Raw genomic sequence first — 20,670 nt, 5'->3', positions numbered from 1 at the left:
CAGTGGGAGAGGGAGAAAAGCGGGCCGGAGCAGTGAATAAAAACGGCATCGGACGGTTCCCTCTCTCCAGTGGGAGAGGGAGAAAAGCGGGCCGGAGCAGTGAATAAAAACGGCATCGGACGGTTCCCTCTCTCCAGTGGGAGAGGGAGAAAAGCGGGCCGGGGCAGTGAATAAAAACGGCATCGGACGGTTCCCTCTCCCCTGTGGGGAGAGGGTTAGGGTGAGGGGAATTACTGCTTACGGAAAAACTCGTTATACAACATATATAAATGCGCCGCGCTCCACGAGAAGTTGGGCGCTCCCTGCTGGGCGCCGGTCAGCGGATTGTAGTTCTCCTGAATAGGGCCATCGGCGGTTAAGCCTTTGGCGTGCTGGAAGAAGGCGTCCGCCAGCTTCAGCGCCTCATCGCGATGACCGTAGCGCTCCATTCCCTTCAGGCCGAACCAGAACTGATCCACCCACACTCGTCCGCGCCAGTAAATATCGGCGCCAAAGGCCGGGTTGGTCAGCGCGGCGGTACCCAGCGGCACAAAGGTGTTGAACTCTTTCGGGTCGAGCATCACCGAAACCACATCGTCAGCATGTTGCTGCGTCGCTGCGCCGTTAAACAGCGGCGACCAGCCTTCCGGCCCTTTGCCGCGCTCGACGATCGGTTTACCGGCGCAGCCGTTGGCCAGCGGTTGTTCCTCGATACGAATGTCGTAATAGAAGCGGGTCTGCGGGTCGAACATGCAGGTATTGATATAATCCGCCAGCTTCGCCGCCAGCGCCTGATAGCGCTTTGCCTCTTCCGCTTTGCCAAGAATGGTCGCCATCTGCGCCAGATAGTGGTTATCGCTGTACATATAGCTGGCCTGATCGACCGACTCCTGAAGCAGCGAATACCCCAGTAGGTTGCCGTTGCGGTCGCGGTTTTCGGCGAATTTCACCGTCCAGTCGCTGCGTTTGCCGCCGTTGGCGACGTATTTATCCAGCTGTTCTTTATCGATAAAACCAAATACCGCCGCATCGTCGCGCCCGGATTCCCACGATGCCGCTACCTGCGCCGGGATTTCGAGGCTGTCGTAATCGCTTTTGGCCGTCACCTGCTCGTAGGCGCTAAGGCCGGAAAGCGTCTGCTCGGTTTGCCCTTTTTTCACCGTGAACAGCATGGCGCCGTCGGTGGTGTTGTGCGCCTTATCGCGGGTCGCGCCATATTCCGGCACGCCGTTACCGTTATGGTCGCGGTTGCGTAGCCACCAGTCGTGATAGGCCACCAGCTTCGGATACATCTCTTCCAGCCATGCTTTATCTTTGGTGACGTTATACACCTCCATCACCGACCAGGCCGCGAGGCTTGGCTTGGTGTTGCGTTCGTTCCAGTTGCCGCCATCGCCGCCGCGCTCGGGGCTCAGGTTCCAGGCAATCAGATCGGGCACAAATCCGGCATCCTGCGGGCGCACCTTATCATTGGCTTTAATCTGCCAGGAGAAGACGGCGCGGATATTCTCTTTGGCGATATCCGGGTTGAAGTGGGCCATGGCGTAGGCCTGTTTCCAGGTATCCCACGGCCAGGTCTGGTTGCCGGAGAACCAGCGGCCGGTCACGGATGGGGTGACGGTGTGGTAATGCACCGCGCCGCCCGGCGCGCGCCAGTTGCCGTTGAGCGTCTCAATGGCTTTCACCGCCACGCGGGTCTGTTCAGCGGTAGCGTCTGGATTGCTGAGCCCTTTTTGCAGATAGCCGTCCCAGCGCTGTTCGGAGGCGGTGAGATAGTAAGCCGGGCGCGCCAGAATATCGCGGATCTGCGCTTTTTCCCGCCGCGCTTGCTCCGCGGTGAGCAGGTGCGAATAAGTGGTGTAGAGGGTGGTGGAGCCGCGGATCTCCGCGCTGCTGGTGAAGCGGTGACCGTCGATACGGGTCTCGGTTGCCAGCGAACGGTGGATCTGATACTGCGATTCGCCGGAAGTCATCAGGTCAGAGGCGGCGCGAACTTTACCAAAGCTGACCGTCAGGCCGTCGGGCGTGGCGTTCAGACGGCGCTGATAGTCCGGGAAGGCTTCATCAATGGTTTTGCCCGATAGCGCTTTACCCTCTTTGGCGGCCAGTTTTTCCAGTAATTCGCCATCCCATACCAGCTTCAGTGGAGTGTTGCTGGTGATTTTGGTCTCCACTAGCGAGGTATGGGCGCTGGCGAAGCGCAGCGTCATCTCCACCTTCACGCCGGGGGCGGTCAGCGTTTGTTTCAGTGCGCCGGGCAGGCTCCAGGCCTGCAGGGTGAAATCGACCTTTTTGCCGTTCTGATACACCGTCAGGCGATCGAAGTTGGTGGCCATAAAGTTGATGTACTCTTCGGTCAGCAGCGCCGGTCCGGGGAAACCGCCCATGGTCGCCGGGCCGTCGGGCAGCAGGTGGCCGTGCCACGCCCCGAGGTCGAAAAAGGGGTTGAAGCGCTGGTGGTCATCGGCGTCGAAATCCTGCATATACTGCGGCGCGCCGCTACGATCGATGACGTTTTTAAACGCCTGCGCGGTGACGGCGTGGGCGGAAAAACTCAGAATCAGCGCGCAGGCCAGCGGCGTCAGCGTAGTGGTGAGGTTCATGGTATCTCGGCTCCTTGTTACCAGTAGAAGTATTGCATCAGGAAAATTTTGTCGCTCGGGTCGCCGCTGGCGTTGCTGGTATAGAAACGGCTGTCGGCGGCGGTGGCGAAACGCCCGCCGCCGTATTCGTACCAGATGCCAAATTGCATAAACGCGGTGGTTTCATCAGCGGCGTGGTCCGGGCGGTGTTTGGCGTAGCTGTATGCGGTGGAGAAGTAGAGCCCGCTTAATGCTTCATACATGGCGCTGGCCATAAAGCCGGTTTCACTGCCGGGAACATCCAGCCCTTTGGCGCGACCGGTATGATGCCAGGCGCGGAAGGCCAGATTGGGCGACAGAACGCCGGTCAGGAATAGCTGTCCGGTGCCGTCGGTCACTTCAAGGCCGTTCATCCAGGTGACATCTTTGACGATGTCGTACTGCACGTAGCCGTTGATCATCGCCGGATAGGTGTACTTATCGTCATAGCGATCATATTTGCCGAAGTGAAGCCAGGCCTTGCTTTCATCGTGATGACCGGCCGGCGTGGCGGTGACGCTATAGCGGAAATCGCCGATGCGGTTTTGTACCTTCAGCGCGTACATGATGTCGCGGGTATTGGGGATCACATAACCCAGATCGGGGGTAAAGTCGCCCCACCACTGCAGGTCGTCCAGCGACGAGTCCTGGCGCAGGCTGAGCATGATCTCGGTGTTGTTATCGGTTTTATAGCCGCCATAGAGGCGGTTAAGGCCGCCTTCCACGCCGCCCCAGCTGTGGCCGGGCGTCCAGGCATTGCCCTGGCTATCGGCCTGTACCGTCCAGGCTTCGCCATAAATCAGCCCGAACCAGTGGCCGTTTTTGACTTCCAGCCCGCCCTCGATATAGGTGCCATCGCTGTATTTATGTTTGTCCTCGCCTTCTAAATCCATGTATCCGCCAACCCCCAATTCGCCGTAAAAGCGATAGGAGGTGGTGGTTAATTCCGGCGTTTTGGTATCGTCGTGCTCGGCCGGATGGACGGCCTCAGCGGCCGCCGCAGGGGCGCAAAAAGCCAGGGCAACGAGTGCCCCGTATAAGTAAGTGTGAGTTTTCATTTTTTTAAGGTTTTTAAGAGGTATGGGAAGCCGGAGCCGCTTCTATTTGTTGTTGTTCCTGGGTTAATCCTTTGACGTATCTGCTGTATTTCCACCACGCGAAGCCAAGGAAAATCACAATCCCGCCAACGTTGTAGAAAATAATGGTCAGGATGTTGCCGCCGGTTGGGAAGGTTGAGGCGACGAAGCCGATGGCGAAAATCACAATCAGCATGGATACCACCACGATGCCGGTGGTACGCGAGCCCATGCGGAAATCGCGCGGCAGATGGTCGAGTTTGCGTCGCAGGTTGAGGTAGGCCAGCATGATGAACAGCGGCGGCAGCATTGAAGCGGCGGCGGTCATGTTGATGATGGTGTTCATCAGATCCTGCACGGTGTTTGATCCCAACGTCGGGATGATCATCAGCGGAATGACGATCAGATACTGGATCCAGGCCGCGCGCGCCGGGACGCCGTTCTCATTGAGCTCGACGGTTTTTTTACCAAAGATGCCGGAGGGAATTTCCGAGAAGAAAATTTTAACCGGGGTGGCGGTCCACATCAGCAGCGAGCCAAACATCGCGGTAAACGAAACGAGGCCGACGAAGCGGTTCATCAGCATTTCCGGCAGGCCAAAGTAAGCCGCCAGGCCGTGGAACACCTGCACCGATCCGCCGGTAAACTTCAGCTCTTTGCTGCTGACGAAGACGTTGATCAGCACGGAGGAGATCGAGTACAGCACGCCGATGAAGATCCCGGCGAGGATGATCACTTTAACGAAGGATTTCGAGCCGCCTTTCACATCGTTGACGTACACCGCCACCGATTCCGCGCCGCCCGCCGCCATAAAGATCCACGTGGTAATACCGAGGAACGCCCAGTTGAAGTTAGGGATCATCGCCTCGACGGTGATCGGATCCGCTGGCTGCACGCCACCCACCAGCGCGGTACCGGCCAGCAGAATATAAGAGAGCGTCAGCAGCAGCATCAGCGATGAGGTGACGGAGGTGATAGGCCCCAGCATTTTCGCGCCGTTGGTGGAGATCCAGGTGGAGAAAGCGAACAGCGCCATGCTCAACACGGTGGTGGCGAACGGCGTCAGAATGTATTCGTAGCCGAGGAAGGCGTAAGAGGCATAGGCGATCACGCGCGGCAGCAGCGAGGTGAAGAAAAACAGGTTTACGAACCAGTAGGTATAGGCGGTGATAAACGCCCAACGGCCGCCGAGCGAACTCTTCACCCAGGCGTAAACCCCGGCCTCGGAGTTTTTATTCAGCGACACGAACTCGGCGATAATCAGGCAAAACGGAATGAAGTAGAACAGGGTGGCGAGGAAGAACATCGGCGCCGACGCCAGCCCCAGTTCGATATTGTTGTTGATGACGTTATTGAAACTGTAAACGGCGGCAAAGGTCAGCGATAGCAGGCCGAACTTGCCGATGGTATTACGTTTAGTATCAGACATAACACATCTCCACACATTGTCCTTCAGAGGGTCGCTGAAGGGGGTTGTGTTGTTTGTAGGGTAGAGGTAGTTAAGAATTAATGTTGATTTTAGTAAAAGTTTTAGTAAATAGAAGTAAAGAAAACGAATAGCTTTAACTCGATCACGAAAAAGGTTGAGTAATACGTAATCAGGCGGGGTTAAAAAAATCCCGCCAGCCGACGAGGGGCTGACGGGACGACAGGAACGTTATTTACCGGCGGCGGCAGCGTTAACCGGCGCCGCGGCGCGCAGACGTTGCTGCTTTTTTTCAAAGCGGGTGATCCACCACCACGCCAGGCCGGAGAAGACTGCGGTCATAAAGACGTTGATAAAGAAAGCGTTAACCAGATCGACGCCCGGCGGGAAAGCCGAAGCAGTCATGCTGATGACGAAAATAACCATCAACATGGTGACCACGCTCATGCCCACTTTTCTTGAGCCCATACGGAAATCGCGCGGCGTGTCATCGTGTTTCCAGCGGAAGACGAAGTAGGCGGCCATGATGAACAGCGGCGGCAGCATGGCGGTGCCGGCGGTGAGATTAATGGCGGTGTTCATCATCTGCTGCACGCTGGCGGAGCCGAAGCCGTTAACAATCAACATCAGGAAAACGAACAGGAACTGCCACCAGGCGGCGCGTACCGGCACGCCGTGGGCGTTCAGCTCGGTGGTTTTTTGGCCGTAGATACCCTTCGGGATTTCCGAGAAGTGGATTTTGACCGGCGCGGCGGTCCACATCATCATGCTGCCGAAGATAGCGATAAACAGGATGATGCCGACGAAGCGGCCCATCAGCGCTTCAGAAATGTGGAAGTAGGCACCGAGACCGGTAAAGATTTCCACCATTCCGCCGGCGTAGGTCAGGTTTTCACGGGCGACAAAGACGTTAACCAGCAGCGAACCTAAGGCGTACATACCGCCAATCAGCACCCCGGCGGTGATGATGACTTTAATAAAGGATTTCTGCCCGCCCTTGGTGTCGTTGAGGTAGGCGGCAACGGTTTCCGCGCCGCCCGCGGCCTGGAAAATCCAGCACATGATACCGAGCGTCGCCCAGTTGATGGTCGGCTCCATCGCCGCCAGGGTAATCGGCTGCGCCGGGACGTGACCGGAACCCAGCGCGGTCAGCGCGCCGACGACGTAAATCGCGAACAAAGCGAACACGCCGTAGGCTACGCATTCGGAAATTTTACCCAGCCAGGTCGCCCCTTTGGTGGATATATGGGTAGCCATGGCGAACAGCACGATGGAGATAAGCGAGGTCACCATCGGCGAGAAGGGGATCGCGTAACCGGTGATCGCATACGAGGCGTAGGCCACCACGTTCGGCAACAGCGAGAGGAAAAAGAACAGGTTCACAAACCAGTAGAGGAAGGAACCAAGATAGGCGGCGCGGGTGCCCAGCGGCTGCTTCAGCCACGCGTACATCCCGGATTCGGAGTGTTTGTTGGCCGAGACGAATTCGGCGATGATAAACACGAACGGGATAAAGTAAACGATAGTGGCGAATAAGAAGATAGGCGCGGAACTGAGGCCTAACTCAATGTTATTATTGACGATATTTCGCACGTTAAAGACGGCGGTAAAGGCCATCGATAGCAGCGCGAACTTGCCGATTTTGGCACGTACAGATTCGGACATACGTCCTCCAATCATTCATCTACCCGCCGCAGCGGGCTGGAACCGAAAGGCCAACGGGCGTACCCGTTGACCTCCCTTGTCGCTTAACGCGGGTTTACTTATTGAGGAAGTATCCGTCTTCAACCGTGACTCGCAGCACCACTTTTTTTACCGGCGCATCGCAGATAAAGCGGTAGGCTTCGTCGATATCGCAAATCACCATCTGCCCTTCGTGAACCTTCACCGTTTCACCGATCCCTTTCAGGTATTCGCGATCGGTTTCGTCGCGGTAGCAGGCGACGGTTTGCAGATTTTCTTTGGCGGCAAACTCGATTTTCTGCTGCCCCTGCAGGTAATAGTGCACCTCAAAGTAGCGGCGGTTGCCGACAAATAGCGCATCGGTCGTACTATCGGTTTCCACCCGATAGGAGAGCGAATCACCAATGGAATGCGCCACACCCGGGCGGATGTTGTCGATGTTATTGATGGCTTCCACGCAGCGCTGCCATTTGCGGCCGCTATGATAAACCTGCTTAAACTGTTCTAAATTATCGAGAATTCTCATTGTTCAGCCTCGCTGTGTGCAACGGGGGAAAAGAAACCGGCGCCGAAGCTATGGTTCGCCAGTACCTGCGAGGTGCCGCATCCGCCCTCCAGCGGCAGCAGCGTAAAGCCATAGTTGAAGGTGTTGAGCCAGACGCGCCAGCTATCCAGCACTTCGCTGCCCCAGGAGTTGGAGCCGAGACCGAGCAGTTGCGCATCGATATTCAGGGTGATGTCATCGCTGCGCTGCAGTTCGTTGCAGTGCTGGGCGGCGTGCAGATTTTCTGCCGTATAATGCCAGGCGCTGACGTTGAGCGGATTGCGCGGAACGACCAGCAGACCGCTGCCGTGGCGGTCGCTGAACGATGCCCAGCGCACGTGCTGACGATTACCGTTGTTCTGCGGGAACGGATAATTGACGAACATATCGTCGACGGTGGTATGCCAGATATCAATGATGTTGCTTTGCTGGCTGTCGGCGTAGTTCTCGCCCGGCCCGCGGCCATAGTAGTTCACCTGGTCGAACTCACCGTTAATGCCCAGCATAAAGCCGATGCACGGGACGATGTGTGGATAGTCGCCGTAGCGCTCGCCGGCCAGCTCAACGTTGATGTGGCCCTGTGGGGTAATCTGCCAGCGATAGGTACAACGCATACCGAAGTCGAACACCGGCGGCGCAATCACGCTGCGGGTGGTGATCACCACCGTTTCGCCCTCTATTTCAGCGCTGAATTCGCGCAGATGCTCCTGCATTATCTGCAGGTGGGCCGGCTGCCACAGTCCTTCGTATTCCTGTTTATGGTTATCAATCATTGGTTTGAAGAAGTTAATCTTCGGCTCGCGGGTTACCTGGTCGACGCCGTTGACCTGCCATTCGCTCAGTTTGCCGCTGACCTTGCTGAACACCACGCGGAAGTTATGGCCGCAGATGGTGTAGCTGAGGCGTTCATCGACAATCTGCAGCGGCGTGGCGCTGGCGTTTAACAGCGGCGTTCGCGCGGCGGTTCGCGCTTTAAGCGGGAACTGATAGACGGCGATATCGTGATTGGCTTCGCTATACGGGGTGCGCGAATCTTTGGTCACCATGATGTTGACGAAAGCCTCACGCTCGTCGAGCTGCGGCAGGGCGATTTGCAGGTCGCGGCCGCTGTTCGGCGCCAGGTCTTTCACTTTCAGCAGCTGACTGGAGAGCGTTTCGCCTTCGGCGCGCACTTCAACGCGCAGGGTGTAGTCATCGAGAGTGGAGAACCACAGTTTGTTTTCCACCCGCAGTTCGCCGCGGCAGATATCCCGCGCCTGCACTTTTACCGGGGCGATGACCTGTTTGTATTCGCGCAGGCCCGGCCCCGGCGTCTGGTCGGAGAAAATCAGCCCATCAAGGCAGAAGTTGTAGTTGTTCGGGTAGTCGCCGTAATCGCCGCCGAATTTGTACCACACCGCGCCGTTATCGTCGCTGGCCTGAATCCCGTGGTCGCACCATTCCCACACGTAGTGGCCCTGGATGCAGTCGTGCTGGTAGAAGACGTTCTGGTATTCGGTTAATCCGCCGGGACCGTTGCCCATCGCATGGGCGTACTCACAGATAATGCGTGGTTTTTCATGCGGATGCTCGCCAAATTCGTTCATCAGCGGCACGCGGGTGTACATCGTGGAGATGATATCCACCACCTCGGCGTCGCGATCCTCTTCGTAGTGCACCAGTCGGGTATCATCCAGCGCTTTGGTGGCGTGGTACATGGCGCGGATGTTGCAGCCATAACCGGATTCGTTACCCAGCGACCAGATGACGATCGACGGATGGTTTTTCTGCGCGTGCACGTGGCGCACGATGCGCTCAACGTAGATGTGTTCCCAGGCCGGATCGTCGGTGATGGCGCTGAGGTTGCCGACGTTGGCGAAACCGTGGGACTCCACGTCGGTTTCCGCCATCACGAACAGTCCGTAGATATCGCACATTTCATAGAAACGCGGGTCGTTCGGGTAGTGGGCGGTGCGCACCGAGTTGATGTTGTGCTGCTTCATCAGCAGCAGATCTTTTTCCACGCGATCCATGCCGACCGCGCGGCCTTTCTGATGATCGTTATCGTGGCGGTTTACGCCGTGCAGCATCACGTAGCGGTTATTGATATAGAACAGGCCGTCACGCACTTTAATATCGCGGAAACCGACGCGCTGCGGGATGATTTCCAGCACCTCGCCGGCGGCGTTCTTTAACGTCAGCACCAGATGATAAAGATACGGGCTTTCCGCCGACCACTGCTGCGGCGCGCTCACATCAATCGTGAAGCCGGTGTTCAGCTGCTGGCTGACCTGCAGTTGACCGACGTTGCCCGAATAAAGCGCTTTTTCGCCGTCGAACAGGGTATATTCCAGCGTCGCCGCCGCCGTCTGCGGAGCCAGGTTTTCCAGCGTCAGCTGGCAGGAGAGGGTCGCGTCGATGTAGTCATCGTTAAAATCGGTGCGCACGGTGAAATCCTGCACGTGCAGCGGATTTTTCCCCACCAGATAGACGTCGCGGAAAATGCCCGCCGACCACCACATGTCCTGATCTTCAATATAGGTGGAATCCGCCCACTGCATCACGCGCACGCACAGCAGGTTGTCGCCAGTTTTCACCGCCGCGCTGATATCGAACTCGGCGGTCAGGCGGCTGCCTTTGCTAAAGCCGATGTACTGGCCGTTAACGTAGACTTCGAAATAGGTTTCGACGCCATCGAATTTGATGATGGTTTGCTTGCCCTGCCAGCCGTCGCCGAGGGTGAACAGGCGCTGGTAGGCGCCGGTCGGGTTATCGGTCGGGACATAGGGCACGTCGATGGGGAAGGGGAAACCTTCGTCGGTGTACTGCAGCTGGCCGTGGCCTTCCATCTGCCACATACCCGGTACGGTAATCGGCCCCCACTCGTTCTGATAGCATGAGGTAAAGCTCTCCGGTACCAGCAGCGGGTTGGTGAAAAAGCGGAAGTTCCACTGCCCGCTGAGGGACAGGAAGCGGCTGCTGGTTTCGCGGGCGAAGGTCCGCGCCTGGGCCAGTGAGTCGTAAGAGAAGAAATACGCCCGCGGCGGCAGCCTGTTTTCATGAGTGAGTTGAAGGTTTTCCCAGCGATTCATATCGCCTCCCTGAACGGCTTAATAAGATAAAACTCATTTTAGTAAAACTTTTACTAAATAAAATCGCCAGGGATGATTTACTTTAACTTGATCACAAAATGAGCCACTTTATGCCGGGTGGCGGCTGCGCCTTACCCGGCCTACAGAATGGCGTTCCGGCCAGGACCGGTAGCCCGGCTAAGCGGAGCGCCGCCGGGATGGGGTTGGATTAACGGGTGGTGCCGCGCAGCTTCAACACGCTGGGAACAAAAACGTTAAGCGGCAGGGCGCGGCCATCGCGGGCCTTCTCGATCAGCAGGTTCACCCCCTGACTACCCATCATTTCGGAGTGGATCCGCACCGTCGACAGCGGCGGGAAGGTAAAGCGCGCGGTGGGGATATCGTTGACGCTAATCAGCGAAATATCTTCCGGGATCGCCAGCCCGCGTTCGTGAATGGCGCGCAGCACGCCAATGGCGATGGAGTCCGAGGCGACAAACAGCGCCCGCGGAAATTCCGCTTGCGCCAGCATCTGCTTCGCCAGCTCATAACCGGACGAGCTGGAAAAACCGCCGCGCCAGATATCATCGGCTGAAACCACGCCCTTCAACTGGCCGTACTCCACAAACGCCACTTCGCGAATATCGGCCTTGCCGGGCTGGTCCTGGCCGCCGATAAATCCAATACGCGACGCGCCCTGCTGGATAAAGAAGTCGACCACCTCTTTAGCGATACGTACCAGGTCGATATCCACCGCATCGTACGGGCTGCCGGCTTCGTGGAAATCAATAAAGCAGATATTGTCGGTCAGCGCGCTGGCGGTTTCGCGCAGCTCGCGCGTCGGCTGGCCGATAATCAATACGCCGGTGACCTTTTTCAGCTCGGGCAGGGTGTTATTGAGATAGCAGTTGGTGAGCTCGATGGCCAGCTTTTCACACTGGGTTTCAATACCGTGGCGAATGGCGAGATAGTAAGGGTCGTTAATTTCCAGCTCTTGCTGGTAGCTGTACAGCGCCAGGATATGATGGTGGCCGACGGGTAGGACCTGCGTTTTACGCGCGCTGCTGCTTTTATACTCCAGCTTCTCCGCAATCTCGAGAATGCGATGCTTGGTCTCTTCTTTCACGTTCAGGGTGGGATCGTCGTTTAACACCCGGGAAACCGTCGCCAGCGAAACACCCGCTTCGGTCGCAATGTCTTTTAGCGTTGCCATCTTTTTCCTTTATCGGACGTTGCCCATGTTTGCTCATCCATTGTAAAGCAAGCGTCGCGTCCTGCACCTTATTTCAGTAAAAAACGCCTGCGCGCGAGGGCTGTTTTCCCCGGCGATAGCGTGACAGAAGTAGCATTATTCTCAGCATTATGCAGACGAACGGCAAAAACTTGCTATCTTTTAGTAAAAATTTACTGGAGGTGAGAGATGGATACCGTAGCTTACGCTGATTTTGCCAAACTGGAGATGCGCGTCGGCAAGATTGTCGAGGTGAAGCGCCATGACAATGCTGACAAACTGTACATTGCGCGGATTGATGTCGGCGACCGCACGCTGCAGACGGTCACCAGCCTGGTGCCCTACTACAGCGAAGAGGAGCTGCTGGGGAAAACGGTGGTGGTGCTGTGTAATCTGGCGAAAGCCAAAATGCGTGGTGAAACTTCTGAGTGCATGCTGTTATGCGCGGAAACCGAGGATGAAAGCGAAAGCGTGCTGTTGACGCCGGAGCGCGCCATGCCGGCAGGCGTGCGGGTGGTATAACGCGAAAATACCCTCTCCCAGCGGGAGAGGGTCGGGTGTGAATTATGTCTCTTCGACCGAAACGCGCAGTGCCGCCAGCGCCTTGCGCGCCGCCTTCAGCACCTGTTCGCACTGTTCGAGGGTGAGCGTCAGCGGCGGTTCAACGCGGATCGTCTTGGCGTTGTTTAACGTCCCGGCGACCAGCACCCGCTGTCTGAACATCTCGCTGGCAAAGTTATAGCCAATCTCGTTATCGACAAACTCAATGGCCATCAGCATGCCTTTCCCACGGACTTCATTCACCAGATCCGGATATTCGCGCGCCAGTTGACGGAAGCCGTCCAACAACAGATCGCCTTTTTGCTCCGCCTGCGCCGGCAGGTTCTGCGAGAGCAAGACGTTGATCGTCGCCAGCGCCGCCGCGCAGGCCAGCGGGTTGCCGCCGAAGGTGGTGGTGTGCAGGAATGGGTTATCGAACAGCACCGAGAAGACCTCTTCCGTCGCCACCGTCGCGCCGATCGGCATTACGCCGCCGCCGAGCGCTTTAGCCAGACATAGAATATCCGGCTGCACGTTTTCATGCTCGCAGGCGAACATCTTGCCGGTGCGGCCCATGCCGGTCTGTACTTCGTCGAGGATCAGCAACGCGCCAAACTCGTCGCACAGTTTACGGACCGCCGGTAAGTAACCCGCCGGCGGCAGGATCACGCCGCCTTCGCCCTGGATAGGCTCAAGGATCACCGCCGCGACGTCATCACCGGTTTTCTTGCATTCGCTCAGAATGGAACGCATGGCGTTGATATCGCCGAACGGCACGTGGCGGAAGCCCGGCAGCAGCGGCATAAACGGTTTACGGAAGGTCGATTTCGCGGTGGCCGACAGCGCGCCGAGCGATTTACCGTGGAATGCGCCGCTGGTGGCGACGAAGGTAAATTTGCCGCGCGGAGACTGATAGGCTTTTGCCAGCTTCAGCGCCGCTTCCACCGATTCCGTGCCGCTATTGCAGAAGAAACTGTATTTGAGCTTGCCGGGCGTTAGGGCCGCCAGCGTTTTCGCCAGCATCGCCCGCAGCGGGTCCAGCAGCTCCTGGCTGTGAAGCGGTTGTTTCGCGAGTTGATTTTCGACGGCGGATACCACAACTGGATTACGGTGCCCTACATTGAAGATGCCAAACCCACCAAGGCAGTCGATAAACTCCTGTCCCTGGGTGTCGACAAGCGTATTTAACCCTCCCGCTTGCCACTCTACGGCTCCGTAATCCCCGCCGGCTGTGACCGATTTTCTATACTCCAGAAACCCCGGGTTCACATGTTCTTTAAAGTATTCTCTCACCTCCTGGTTCAGTGCTTTCATTTCGTCATGGGAGAGCGATTGCTTCTCGATGAGATTCAGTGCGTGCGCGCTGCAGGCCAGAGCCGATGCGCTGGAAGGTAACCTGTTCAAAATGTGCTCCTGGGGGGGCGTATCACATGATACTGAATTAAGTATTGCAGGGATTACGCCAGCCTGGCAGCGACGATGAAAATCGGGATAAACGCAAAGTTAAGGCGCAAATGTGCAAAATTTAATCTCATAACTTAATTATTGGCACGTTTTATTCCTGAGGCTGCAAGATAAACTGCCGTTGGGGTGTGAAGCGGTATGAATTGGGGTGGTGCAGGCTGCCGCGTGATGGAGCAGCCTGGGAACTATTGTGGTGCGAGAGGTTAATCGAGCTGGGAGATTTCCATCGCCGCGCGGTCAATCACGCCGATGATCTGTTTCAATTGAGCGTCGCTGATGCTCTGCTGGTTGACCTTCAGGTCCAGCACCGCTTTAAAGTTCTCCAGCGCGCGTTTCATCTGCGGATTTTTGCGCAATTCGCAGCCGACCATGCGTTCCTGCAGGCGCGTCTGAATTTGGCTTAACAGCTCGCCGCTTTCGGCGCGCAGGCGGCGCCCCTCTTCAGTGATAGCGATTTTTTTACGCCCATTCTCCTCTTCTACGCTAATCAATCCCTGATCCTGCAGCAGGTCGAGCGTCGGATAGATGACGCCGGGGCTGGGGCTGTAATTGCCCTGCGTCAGCGCCTCAATCTCTTTAATCAGCTCATAGCCGTGGCTGGCGTTGCGCGAAAGGATATCGAGGATCACCAGGCGCAATTCGCCGTGGCCAAAGAAACGCTGGCGGCGTCCGCCGCCGCGACGGCCCTGTTCGCCGTGGCCCTCTTCGTGATGATGTCGCATCGATGCCTCCTGTATTTTTGATATATCTAATTTATATCTAAAAAAATAATAAATGACAACGGTTTATTTTTAATTTATTGATAAGAAAGAGTTTATTTTTGCTTTTGGCTTTATTGTGACTTTCTCTCGCTTTATATCAAAAAAAACTTGCCATTTTCACTAATGGCAATCATTATCATTTGCACTGAGTTTAGATATATCTATTTACCCTTCAACAAGGCGACGACGGATGACCACAATTAAACAAGCAAAATATCCGCAGCGCGTGCGTAACGAACTACGTTTTCGCGAATTAACCGTGCTGCGCGTTGAGCGTATCGGCCAGGCGTTCCAGCGGATCGTGCTGGGGGGCGAGGCGCTGGATGGCTTTGTTTCACAAGGTTTTGACGACCACACCAAACTATTTTTCCCGCAGGCGGGCAGCGTATTTACGCCGCCGGAAGTGACCGACGAAGGCATTAACTGGGGCGAGGGCGTGCGCCCGGCGACCCGCGACTACACGCCGCTGTACGATGCCGAACGCCACGAGCTGGCCTACGATTTTTATATCCACGATGGCGGTATTGCCAGCCGCTGGGCGCTGGAAGCCAACGTCGGCGATAAGCTGGTGATCGGCGGGCCGCGCGGTTCGCTGGTGGTGCCGGAAGATTACGCCTGGCAGCTTTATGTCTGTGACGAGTCGGGCATGCCGGCGCTGCGCCGCCGCCTTCTGGGATTACGTCAGCTGCCGGTGACGCCGCAGGTGACGGCCATCGTCACCATCGCGGATGCTTCGTATAAAGATTATCTGGCGGATCTCGACGGCTTTAATATCGAATGGGTGGTAGGCCACAACCCGGCGTTCGTCTCCGAGCGGCTGGCTCAGGTTAAGGTACCGTCAGAAGATTATTTTATCTGGCTGACCGGAGAAGGCGGCGTGGTGAAATCGCTGCTGGCGCGCTTTGAGGTGCCGAGTATCGATCAGCAACTGGTGCGTTCGCAGGCGTACTGGCATAGCAAATAATAGATAGAACGGTAAACCCGGATGGCGGCGCGTTGCGCCTTCTCCGGGCTACCTTTCAATGGTGTTATGTCGCCCCGGTAAGCGCAGCGCCACCGGGTGAGGCTTAGCGTTCCGCCAGCGCCTTAAACACCATCGCCACCGCGTGGGCGCCGGGGTCCATATTGCCGAGCAGGCTCTCGCTATTGAGATAGGAGGCGCGGCCGGCGCCGGCTTTGCTCGACTGGCAGGTGCGATCCGCGCCGGCCTGCGCCGCGACAAAAGCGGCCTGCAGGTTATCCGGCTCGGACAGCAGCGCCGCCAGCGCCGGCTGCAGGGCATCAATCATCGTCCGGTCTCCCTCATCGGCGCCGCCGTAAAATTTCATCTGCCCCAGACCGGCATTTAGCGCTTCCGCCATGCTGGCGCCTTGCTCCAGCTTCTGTCCGGTGGCGGTGAAGAAAATCGACATCAAGACGCCGCTGGAGCCGCCCATTACCACCGTGAGGCGTTCGCCAATCAGTGCGAACAGCGTGGGTAAATCATTGAGCGGCAGTTGCTGGCGTTGCAGCAGAGCGGCAATCTCGCGCGCGCCGGCGGCGAAAGTGGAGCCGGTATCGCCGTCGCCCACTTTGGCGTCCAGCGCGTTGAGATGGGCTTCGAGGCCGGAGAGGGTGCTGGTCACCTGCGCCACGTAATCGCCCACCTGCGGGTTGGCCGATGGCGTAAAGGCGACGCGTGCGCTGGCGAGCGCGGACGGCATGATATTAACGGCCCGCGGCTGCACCGGCTTCTGCCAACTGGCAGTTTCGACATCCGACAGCAGCGCCTTTTCAATGCTCTCTTCCAGTACGATAGTGGTCAGCGAGAAGCCTTTCATATCCAGCGCCGTTACCAGCGAAGCGGGGCCAATCAACCAGTCAACGCGCGCATGGAGTGGGGTGTTGGCCAGCTCGCGGGTCAGAATCGCCATCTCGGCCACCGACACGCCGCCGAGATTATTGAGCATCACCGCCAGGCGGCCGGTTTCAGGTAGGGCGGCGGTTAGCTTCTCTACCATAATCTGCATGATTTCCGCGCTGTTATGGGTCGCGATCGTCGAAGCTCCCGGCTCGCCGTGGATGCCCATCCCCAGCTCGGCGTGGCCAGGCTGATGGCGCGGCGCGCTTTCCGCTTCCTGCGGCAGGTGACAGCTGGCCAGCGCCACCCCGATGCTGGCGGTATGGTTGGCGGCGTATTGCGCTTCGCGCAGGACGGTGGCGAGGTTGAAGCCGCGCTCGGCGAAATAGCCCGCCACTTTATGCACCAGAATGGTCCCGGCGATACCGCGCGGCTGTTTGTTATCCGGCAGCGAAATATCGTCGCCGACGATCAGCATCTCCACGTTGTAGCCAAGACGGCGCGCTTTCTCCGCCGCGAGGCCGAAGTTAAGCCGATCGCCGGTGTAGTTTTTAACGATCAGCAGACAGCCCGCCTCGCCGGTCACCGCCTGAATCGCGGTGAGTACCGCATCGACGCTCGGCGAGGCGAACAGATCGCCGCAGACCGCGGCGGTCAGCATGCCTTTACCAATAAAGCCGACGTGCGCCGGTTCATGGCCGGAGCCGCCGCCGGAAATCACCGCCACGTTGTTTTTATTCAGATCGCGGCGCACCACCACGCGGATCGCCGGGTCGCTCTCCAGCCTGGCGAGGTTGTTCCACGGGCTGGCAATAATGGTTCCCTCGATCACGTCGTTAACGAGGCTGGCGCGCTGGTTAAAAAAGAATTGAGACATAGTGGTTCCTGAACAGTAAGCGAAAACTCACCCTCCGGAGGCGGGCCTCCGGAGTGGTAACGGTCAAAGTGGATTTAGCGACGAATAAGACGTTGCTGAAGCATATCGAGCGTGATGGCTTCGCCAGGCTGAATATCATTCAGCGCGTTGCCCTGCTGGCATAGCCAGGCGATCCCCGCCGCGCGGGCGATAATCGCGCCGTGGGCCTGTTCGCTGCCGTCGCGCAGGCACAGGCCGGTGACCTTGCTGGCATCCAGTTGGAGTACGGTCGAGGGATAAATATTGTCGGCGATAATAATCGTCGGCTCACTGGCGAATGGCAGCGTCTCCTTAATACCCTGCAGATGGCGTAGCGTGCGCTGCAGAATATCTTCGATATCGATATAGCGCGCCTGCAGGTAGGCGTCATCCAGCTGGCGATACTGTTGGCTGAGCTCCATCAGCACCTGATGCCACGCCCATTCCGCCGAGCACTGTTCGGTGAGCAGACGATCGTTGGCGGCATCAAACAGATCTTCATCGTCGAGTAAAGTGTGATGACCGGCGAAGATCGCCGCGATATCGGCGTTAAATTTGTTTTCCGCCAGCTCGGTGAGCGCATTGAGATCGGCCAGCGTCTGGTCGATCGCCTGGCGCAGGCGCTGCTGCTCGCGGGCGATGTCGGCGGCGGCGGGGAGCGCCGGTTGGATCGGCGCCAGCGGATAAAGCAGCGCCGCGCCTTCAACACGCGCAGGTATGGCGGGTTCCGCAGTCGGCTGCGCCTCCGGCGACTCGCCGAAGTTATCGGCGGCTAGCGCCTGAAACGCCGCCAGCGCCGCATCGGCGTCCGGACCGCGGGCCAGCAGGCGCAGCTTATCGTGGCGGCGCACCTGCAGCAGAGCGATTTGATTCAGACTGTCCGGGGTAACGCATTTGCCGTTTTTCTCCAGCACCAGGTCGGCGTTAAAACCCGCCAGCGCGGCGACCAGCTTCGATGCCGGACGCACGTGCAGGCCGTTGTGATTGTTAATAATGACTGAAACCGATTTAGCGTCGCCGTCGTCAGCAAGCGTTGGGGCGGCGGCGTCAGGCGTGTGCGAGGGTAAACCCAGCTGAACCCGCTTGGCTTCCAGGGCGTTCATGGCATCGGCGATAACCTTGTCGATCCCGGCGCCGGAGGCGGCGCTGACGGTGGCCGCCAGCGTCCCTTCGACCAGCGGCGCGGCGCACAGCCGCACCTTTGCCGCAATCGCCGGATCGAGCAGATCGAGGGCGGTTTCGGCGCTGAGCAGGGCGCTGCCGATATCCATCATCACCAGTACATGGTCGGTATCGGCGACGGATTCAATCGCCTCCATGACTTTAATCGGATCGGTGCCGATCGGGCAGTCGGGATCGTCGATCCCGGCGGCGATCGCCAGCTTACAGCCATCGTTCATTAACATCTGCCGGGCCAGTTCTCCGACACCTTCGCCCAGCCGGGCGCTATGAGAAACAATAACCAGGTTTACCATCGCGATTTCCTTACTCTTTGGCGGCGGCAGCCAGCATCTGAACCATAAACAGCACCGAGGTCGCGCCGGGATCCTGATGCCCGATACTGCGCTCGCCGAGATAGCTGGCGCGGCCTTTACGCGCCTGCATGGTGATGGTGGCGTGGGCGGCGCGCTCGGCCACTTCGCAGGCGGCATCCAGCGCGGCGGGGATAGACAAATGCTGCTCGCTGGAATGACGCAGGGATTCCACTACCGGCAGCCAGACGTCGCACATCGTCTTATCGCCCGGCTCCGCTTTACCGCGGTTGACGACGCCGTCCGCGCCTTCGCGGATCATCTGATAAAGCTCGTCGAGGGTCAGGCTCTGATGCGCCTGGGTGACCTGGGCGGCGCGGATAAAGAAGGTGCCGAACAGCGGGCCGCTGGCGCCGCCGACGTTGGAAAGCAGCGTCATCCCGGTATTCTTGAGAATAAAACCGATGTCTTTATCGGCGATCGACGGCAGCTTTTCGACGACTTTGCTGAAGCCGCGATGCATATTGAGGCCGTGGTCGGCGTCGCCGATCTCTTTATCAAGGCCGGTGAGAAAATCGCTCTGTTTGGTGAAAATGTCGCCGCAGCGGTACAGCCAGTCGACGATTTGCGTTCTGTTCAGTGACATGTCGTGCTCCTTATTTTCCCCAGTTCAGCGCCGGGGTATGGACCGGGGCGTCCCATAACGCCAGCGTGTCATCATCCGCTTTCAGCAGGGTGATGGAGAAACCTGCCATATCCAGCGAGGTGCAGTAGCTGCCGATGAGGTTGCGTTCAATCACAATGCCGGAGGCTTCGCAGCGCTGGGCAAGGCGGTTGTAAACGCCATACAGTTCGGAAAGCGGCGTGGCGCCGAGGTTATTGACCAGCGCGATAACCCGATCGCCGTTTTGCAGCGCGGTTTTGCTCTGTTTCACTTCCTGCCACGCCCCCTTGACGTTATCCCACTGGCGCAGCGTGCGGCTGTATGCGCCGTTTTCCAGCAGGGTATCGAACATCTCATCGACGGTTTGGTCGAGCGAGCTGAAGCGGCGGCGGTCGATACCCGGCTCGCCATGGATGCCGACGCCGAACTCCATCTCATCATCTTTCAGGGTAAAGGAGGGCTGTCCGGCGGCCGGTACGGTGCAGGCGCCCAGCGCGATGCCAATCGAGTGGCCAAGGTTATTTAAACGGCGGCCCAGTTCGGCGCAGGCTTCCAGCGAGTCGCCGCGTTCGGCGGCGGCGCCGACCAGTTTTTCAATCAGCACGGTATTGGCGACGCCGCGGCGTCCGGCGGTGTAGAGGCTATCTTTTACCGCCACGTCGTCATCCACCACGACGGTGGTGACCTTAACGCCGCTTTCGTGCAGCAGCTCGGTGGCGGTCTCAAAATTCAGGATGTCGCCGGTATAGTTTTTGATAATCAGCAGGACGCCTTCGCCGCCGTCAATCTGCATCGCGCATTCGAACATTTTGTCCGGCGTCGGCGAGGTGAAAATTTCCCCCGGGCAGGCGCCGGAGAGCATGCCCTGGCCGATGTAGCCGCAGTGCATCGGTTCGTGTCCGCTGCCGCCGCCGGAGAGCAGCGCCACTTTGCCGGCGACCGGCGCATCGGCGCGGGTGACATAGACCGGGTCCTGGTGCAGCGTCAGTTCAGGATGCGCTTTCGCCAGGCCGACGAGTTGTTCGCTGAGTACATCTTCCACACGGTTAATCAGTTTTTTCATTGTTTATGCTCCGTAGGGTAGGGGAGGTCGCCTGTCTATAAGGGTAGCCCGGCGATGTAATGATTCTGGCTGAGCGGGCGCAAAATAAAACGCTGTCAAAATGAGTTCCATAACGGAACGTAGAAAATGATTTTTGTTCCTTTATGGAACGTTATTCGCCGATAAACAGGAAAATTGCGAGCCAGCGCTAATAATGTGGCCGTTTTTTTCTGCTATCAGAGATGAGGCTATGATGATTTTTTTCGCCATTGTGCCGCATTGAGGCGATTTTCTGCGTTAAAGAGGAGGGACGATAGCGGCTTTTTTGCCAAAATGAGCCGATCGCGATCGCAATCCCATCGCTTTCTCAGTCATGTCGTTT

At 57.8% G+C, this 20,670-nt stretch carries 15 protein-coding genes; 2 read left to right on the top strand and 13 right to left on the bottom strand.

Going from position 1 to position 20,670, the window contains the following annotated elements; translation table 11 throughout:
• Nucleotides 1–230 precede the first annotated feature (230 nt).
• The 7 genes from ygjK to ebgR all read right to left on the bottom strand — a co-directional run bounded on the left by ygjK (nucleotide 231) and on the right by ebgR (nucleotide 11,592).
• Nucleotides 231–2,582 (bottom strand): alpha-glucosidase, encoded by a 2,352-nt coding sequence (gene ygjK, locus PGR23_RS21425; protein WP_396279371.1) that lies wholly within the window; start codon nucleotides 2,580–2,582, stop codon nucleotides 231–233.
• Between the two features lie 17 nt (nucleotides 2,583–2,599).
• Nucleotides 2,600–3,658, bottom strand: coding sequence for a protein YgjJ (gene ygjJ / locus PGR23_RS21420; RefSeq protein WP_396279372.1), 1,059 nt, complete (start codon nucleotides 3,656–3,658; stop codon nucleotides 2,600–2,602).
• 13 nt (nucleotides 3,659–3,671) lie between these two features.
• Entirely contained in the window at nucleotides 3,672–5,105 is a 1,434-nt protein-coding gene (locus PGR23_RS21415; protein ID WP_047065572.1) for an amino acid permease, read from the bottom strand.
• 228 nt (nucleotides 5,106–5,333) lie between these two features.
• On the bottom strand, nucleotides 5,334–6,767 hold the full coding sequence (locus tag PGR23_RS21410; RefSeq protein WP_047043183.1) for an amino acid permease: 1,434 nt from the start codon (nucleotides 6,765–6,767) through the stop codon (nucleotides 5,334–5,336).
• A gap of 94 nt (nucleotides 6,768–6,861) precedes the next feature.
• A complete protein-coding gene (locus PGR23_RS21405; protein ID WP_004900777.1) occupies nucleotides 6,862–7,311 on the bottom strand; it encodes a beta-galactosidase subunit beta in 450 nt (149 codons plus the stop codon).
• On the bottom strand, nucleotides 7,308–10,400 hold the full coding sequence (gene ebgA / locus PGR23_RS21400; protein WP_396279373.1) for a beta-galactosidase subunit alpha: 3,093 nt from the start codon (nucleotides 10,398–10,400) through the stop codon (nucleotides 7,308–7,310). Before ebgA ends, PGR23_RS21405 begins: the two co-directional genes overlap by 4 nt.
• A 208-nt stretch (nucleotides 10,401–10,608) precedes the next feature.
• Nucleotides 10,609–11,592, bottom strand: a complete 984-nt coding sequence (ebgR, locus tag PGR23_RS21395) for a transcriptional regulator EbgR (RefSeq protein WP_009485173.1) — start codon at nucleotides 11,590–11,592, stop codon at nucleotides 10,609–10,611.
• A gap of 207 nt (nucleotides 11,593–11,799) precedes the next feature.
• Between ebgR and PGR23_RS21390 the strand changes: the two genes are divergently transcribed.
• Entirely contained in the window at nucleotides 11,800–12,132 is a 333-nt protein-coding gene (locus PGR23_RS21390) for a tRNA-binding protein (RefSeq protein WP_047043178.1), read from the top strand.
• 42 nt (nucleotides 12,133–12,174) lie between these two features.
• Here the strand turns inward: PGR23_RS21390 and ygjG are convergent, their stop codons facing one another.
• Nucleotides 12,175–13,554 carry a putrescine aminotransferase gene (gene ygjG, locus PGR23_RS21385; RefSeq protein ID WP_047043175.1) on the bottom strand — a complete coding sequence of 460 codons (1,380 nt, stop codon included), beginning with the start codon at nucleotides 13,552–13,554 and terminating at the stop codon, nucleotides 12,175–12,177.
• Between the two features lie 263 nt (nucleotides 13,555–13,817).
• Complete coding sequence (locus tag PGR23_RS21380; protein ID WP_015369599.1) at nucleotides 13,818–14,336, bottom strand: PadR family transcriptional regulator; 519 nt, start codon at nucleotides 14,334–14,336, stop codon at nucleotides 13,818–13,820.
• Between the two features lie 229 nt (nucleotides 14,337–14,565).
• On the opposite strand from PGR23_RS21380, the gene PGR23_RS21375 reads away from it, so the two are divergent.
• Nucleotides 14,566–15,339 (top strand): siderophore-interacting protein, encoded by a 774-nt coding sequence (locus tag PGR23_RS21375; RefSeq protein ID WP_348876247.1) that lies wholly within the window; start codon nucleotides 14,566–14,568, stop codon nucleotides 15,337–15,339.
• A 103-nt stretch (nucleotides 15,340–15,442) separates the two neighbouring features.
• Here PGR23_RS21375 and PGR23_RS21370 read toward each other — a convergent pair whose 3' ends face one another.
• The 4 genes from PGR23_RS21370 to dhaK all read right to left on the bottom strand — a co-directional run bounded on the left by PGR23_RS21370 (nucleotide 15,443) and on the right by dhaK (nucleotide 20,309).
• Entirely contained in the window at nucleotides 15,443–17,092 is a 1,650-nt protein-coding gene (locus PGR23_RS21370) for a glycerone kinase (protein WP_396279374.1), read from the bottom strand.
• A 74-nt stretch (nucleotides 17,093–17,166) separates the two neighbouring features.
• Nucleotides 17,167–18,585 carry a dihydroxyacetone kinase phosphoryl donor subunit DhaM gene (gene dhaM / locus PGR23_RS21365; RefSeq protein WP_316422699.1) on the bottom strand — a complete coding sequence of 473 codons (1,419 nt, stop codon included), beginning with the start codon at nucleotides 18,583–18,585 and terminating at the stop codon, nucleotides 17,167–17,169.
• A 10-nt stretch (nucleotides 18,586–18,595) separates the two neighbouring features.
• A complete protein-coding gene (dhaL, locus tag PGR23_RS21360; RefSeq protein WP_007372179.1) occupies nucleotides 18,596–19,228 on the bottom strand; it encodes a dihydroxyacetone kinase subunit DhaL in 633 nt (210 codons plus the stop codon).
• 10 nt (nucleotides 19,229–19,238) lie between these two features.
• A complete protein-coding gene (dhaK, locus tag PGR23_RS21355) occupies nucleotides 19,239–20,309 on the bottom strand; it encodes a dihydroxyacetone kinase subunit DhaK (protein WP_047039461.1) in 1,071 nt (356 codons plus the stop codon).
• Nucleotides 20,310–20,670: the final 361 nt, after the last annotated feature.

This window comes from Klebsiella sp. 141162, assembly GCF_050600755.1.
In the GTDB taxonomy this organism is placed as follows: Bacteria; Pseudomonadota; Gammaproteobacteria; order Enterobacterales; family Enterobacteriaceae; genus Klebsiella; species Klebsiella aerogenes.
Note: the sequence above shows the minus strand (reverse complement) of the source record. Positions and strands in the feature narration are given on the sequence as shown.

Excerpts from the sequence above, each read along its gene's own strand:
- PGR23_RS21375 (WP_348876247.1), top strand. The coding sequence starts at position 14,566 with ATGACCACAATTAAACAAGCAAAATATCCGCAGCGCGTGCGTAACGAA.
- PGR23_RS21415 (WP_047065572.1), bottom strand. The coding sequence starts at position 5,105 with ATGTCTGATACTAAACGTAATACCATCGGCAAGTTCGGCCTGCTATCG.
- PGR23_RS21390 (WP_047043178.1), top strand. The coding sequence starts at position 11,800 with ATGGATACCGTAGCTTACGCTGATTTTGCCAAACTGGAGATGCGCGTC.
- dhaK (WP_047039461.1), bottom strand. The coding sequence starts at position 20,309 with ATGAAAAAACTGATTAACCGTGTGGAAGATGTACTCAGCGAACAACTC.
- ygjJ (WP_396279372.1), bottom strand. The coding sequence starts at position 3,658 with ATGAAAACTCACACTTACTTATACGGGGCACTCGTTGCCCTGGCTTTT.
- dhaM (WP_316422699.1), bottom strand. The coding sequence starts at position 18,585 with ATGGTAAACCTGGTTATTGTTTCTCATAGCGCCCGGCTGGGCGAAGGT.
- ebgA (WP_396279373.1), bottom strand. The coding sequence starts at position 10,400 with ATGAATCGCTGGGAAAACCTTCAACTCACTCATGAAAACAGGCTGCCG.
- dhaL (WP_007372179.1), bottom strand. The coding sequence starts at position 19,228 with ATGTCACTGAACAGAACGCAAATCGTCGACTGGCTGTACCGCTGCGGC.
- PGR23_RS21410 (WP_047043183.1), bottom strand. The coding sequence starts at position 6,767 with ATGTCCGAATCTGTACGTGCCAAAATCGGCAAGTTCGCGCTGCTATCG.
- PGR23_RS21405 (WP_004900777.1), bottom strand. The coding sequence starts at position 7,311 with ATGAGAATTCTCGATAATTTAGAACAGTTTAAGCAGGTTTATCATAGC.
- ebgR (WP_009485173.1), bottom strand. The coding sequence starts at position 11,592 with ATGGCAACGCTAAAAGACATTGCGACCGAAGCGGGTGTTTCGCTGGCG.
- PGR23_RS21380 (WP_015369599.1), bottom strand. The coding sequence starts at position 14,336 with ATGCGACATCATCACGAAGAGGGCCACGGCGAACAGGGCCGTCGCGGC.
- ygjK (WP_396279371.1), bottom strand. The coding sequence starts at position 2,582 with ATGAACCTCACCACTACGCTGACGCCGCTGGCCTGCGCGCTGATTCTG.
- PGR23_RS21370 (WP_396279374.1), bottom strand. The coding sequence starts at position 17,092 with ATGTCTCAATTCTTTTTTAACCAGCGCGCCAGCCTCGTTAACGACGTG.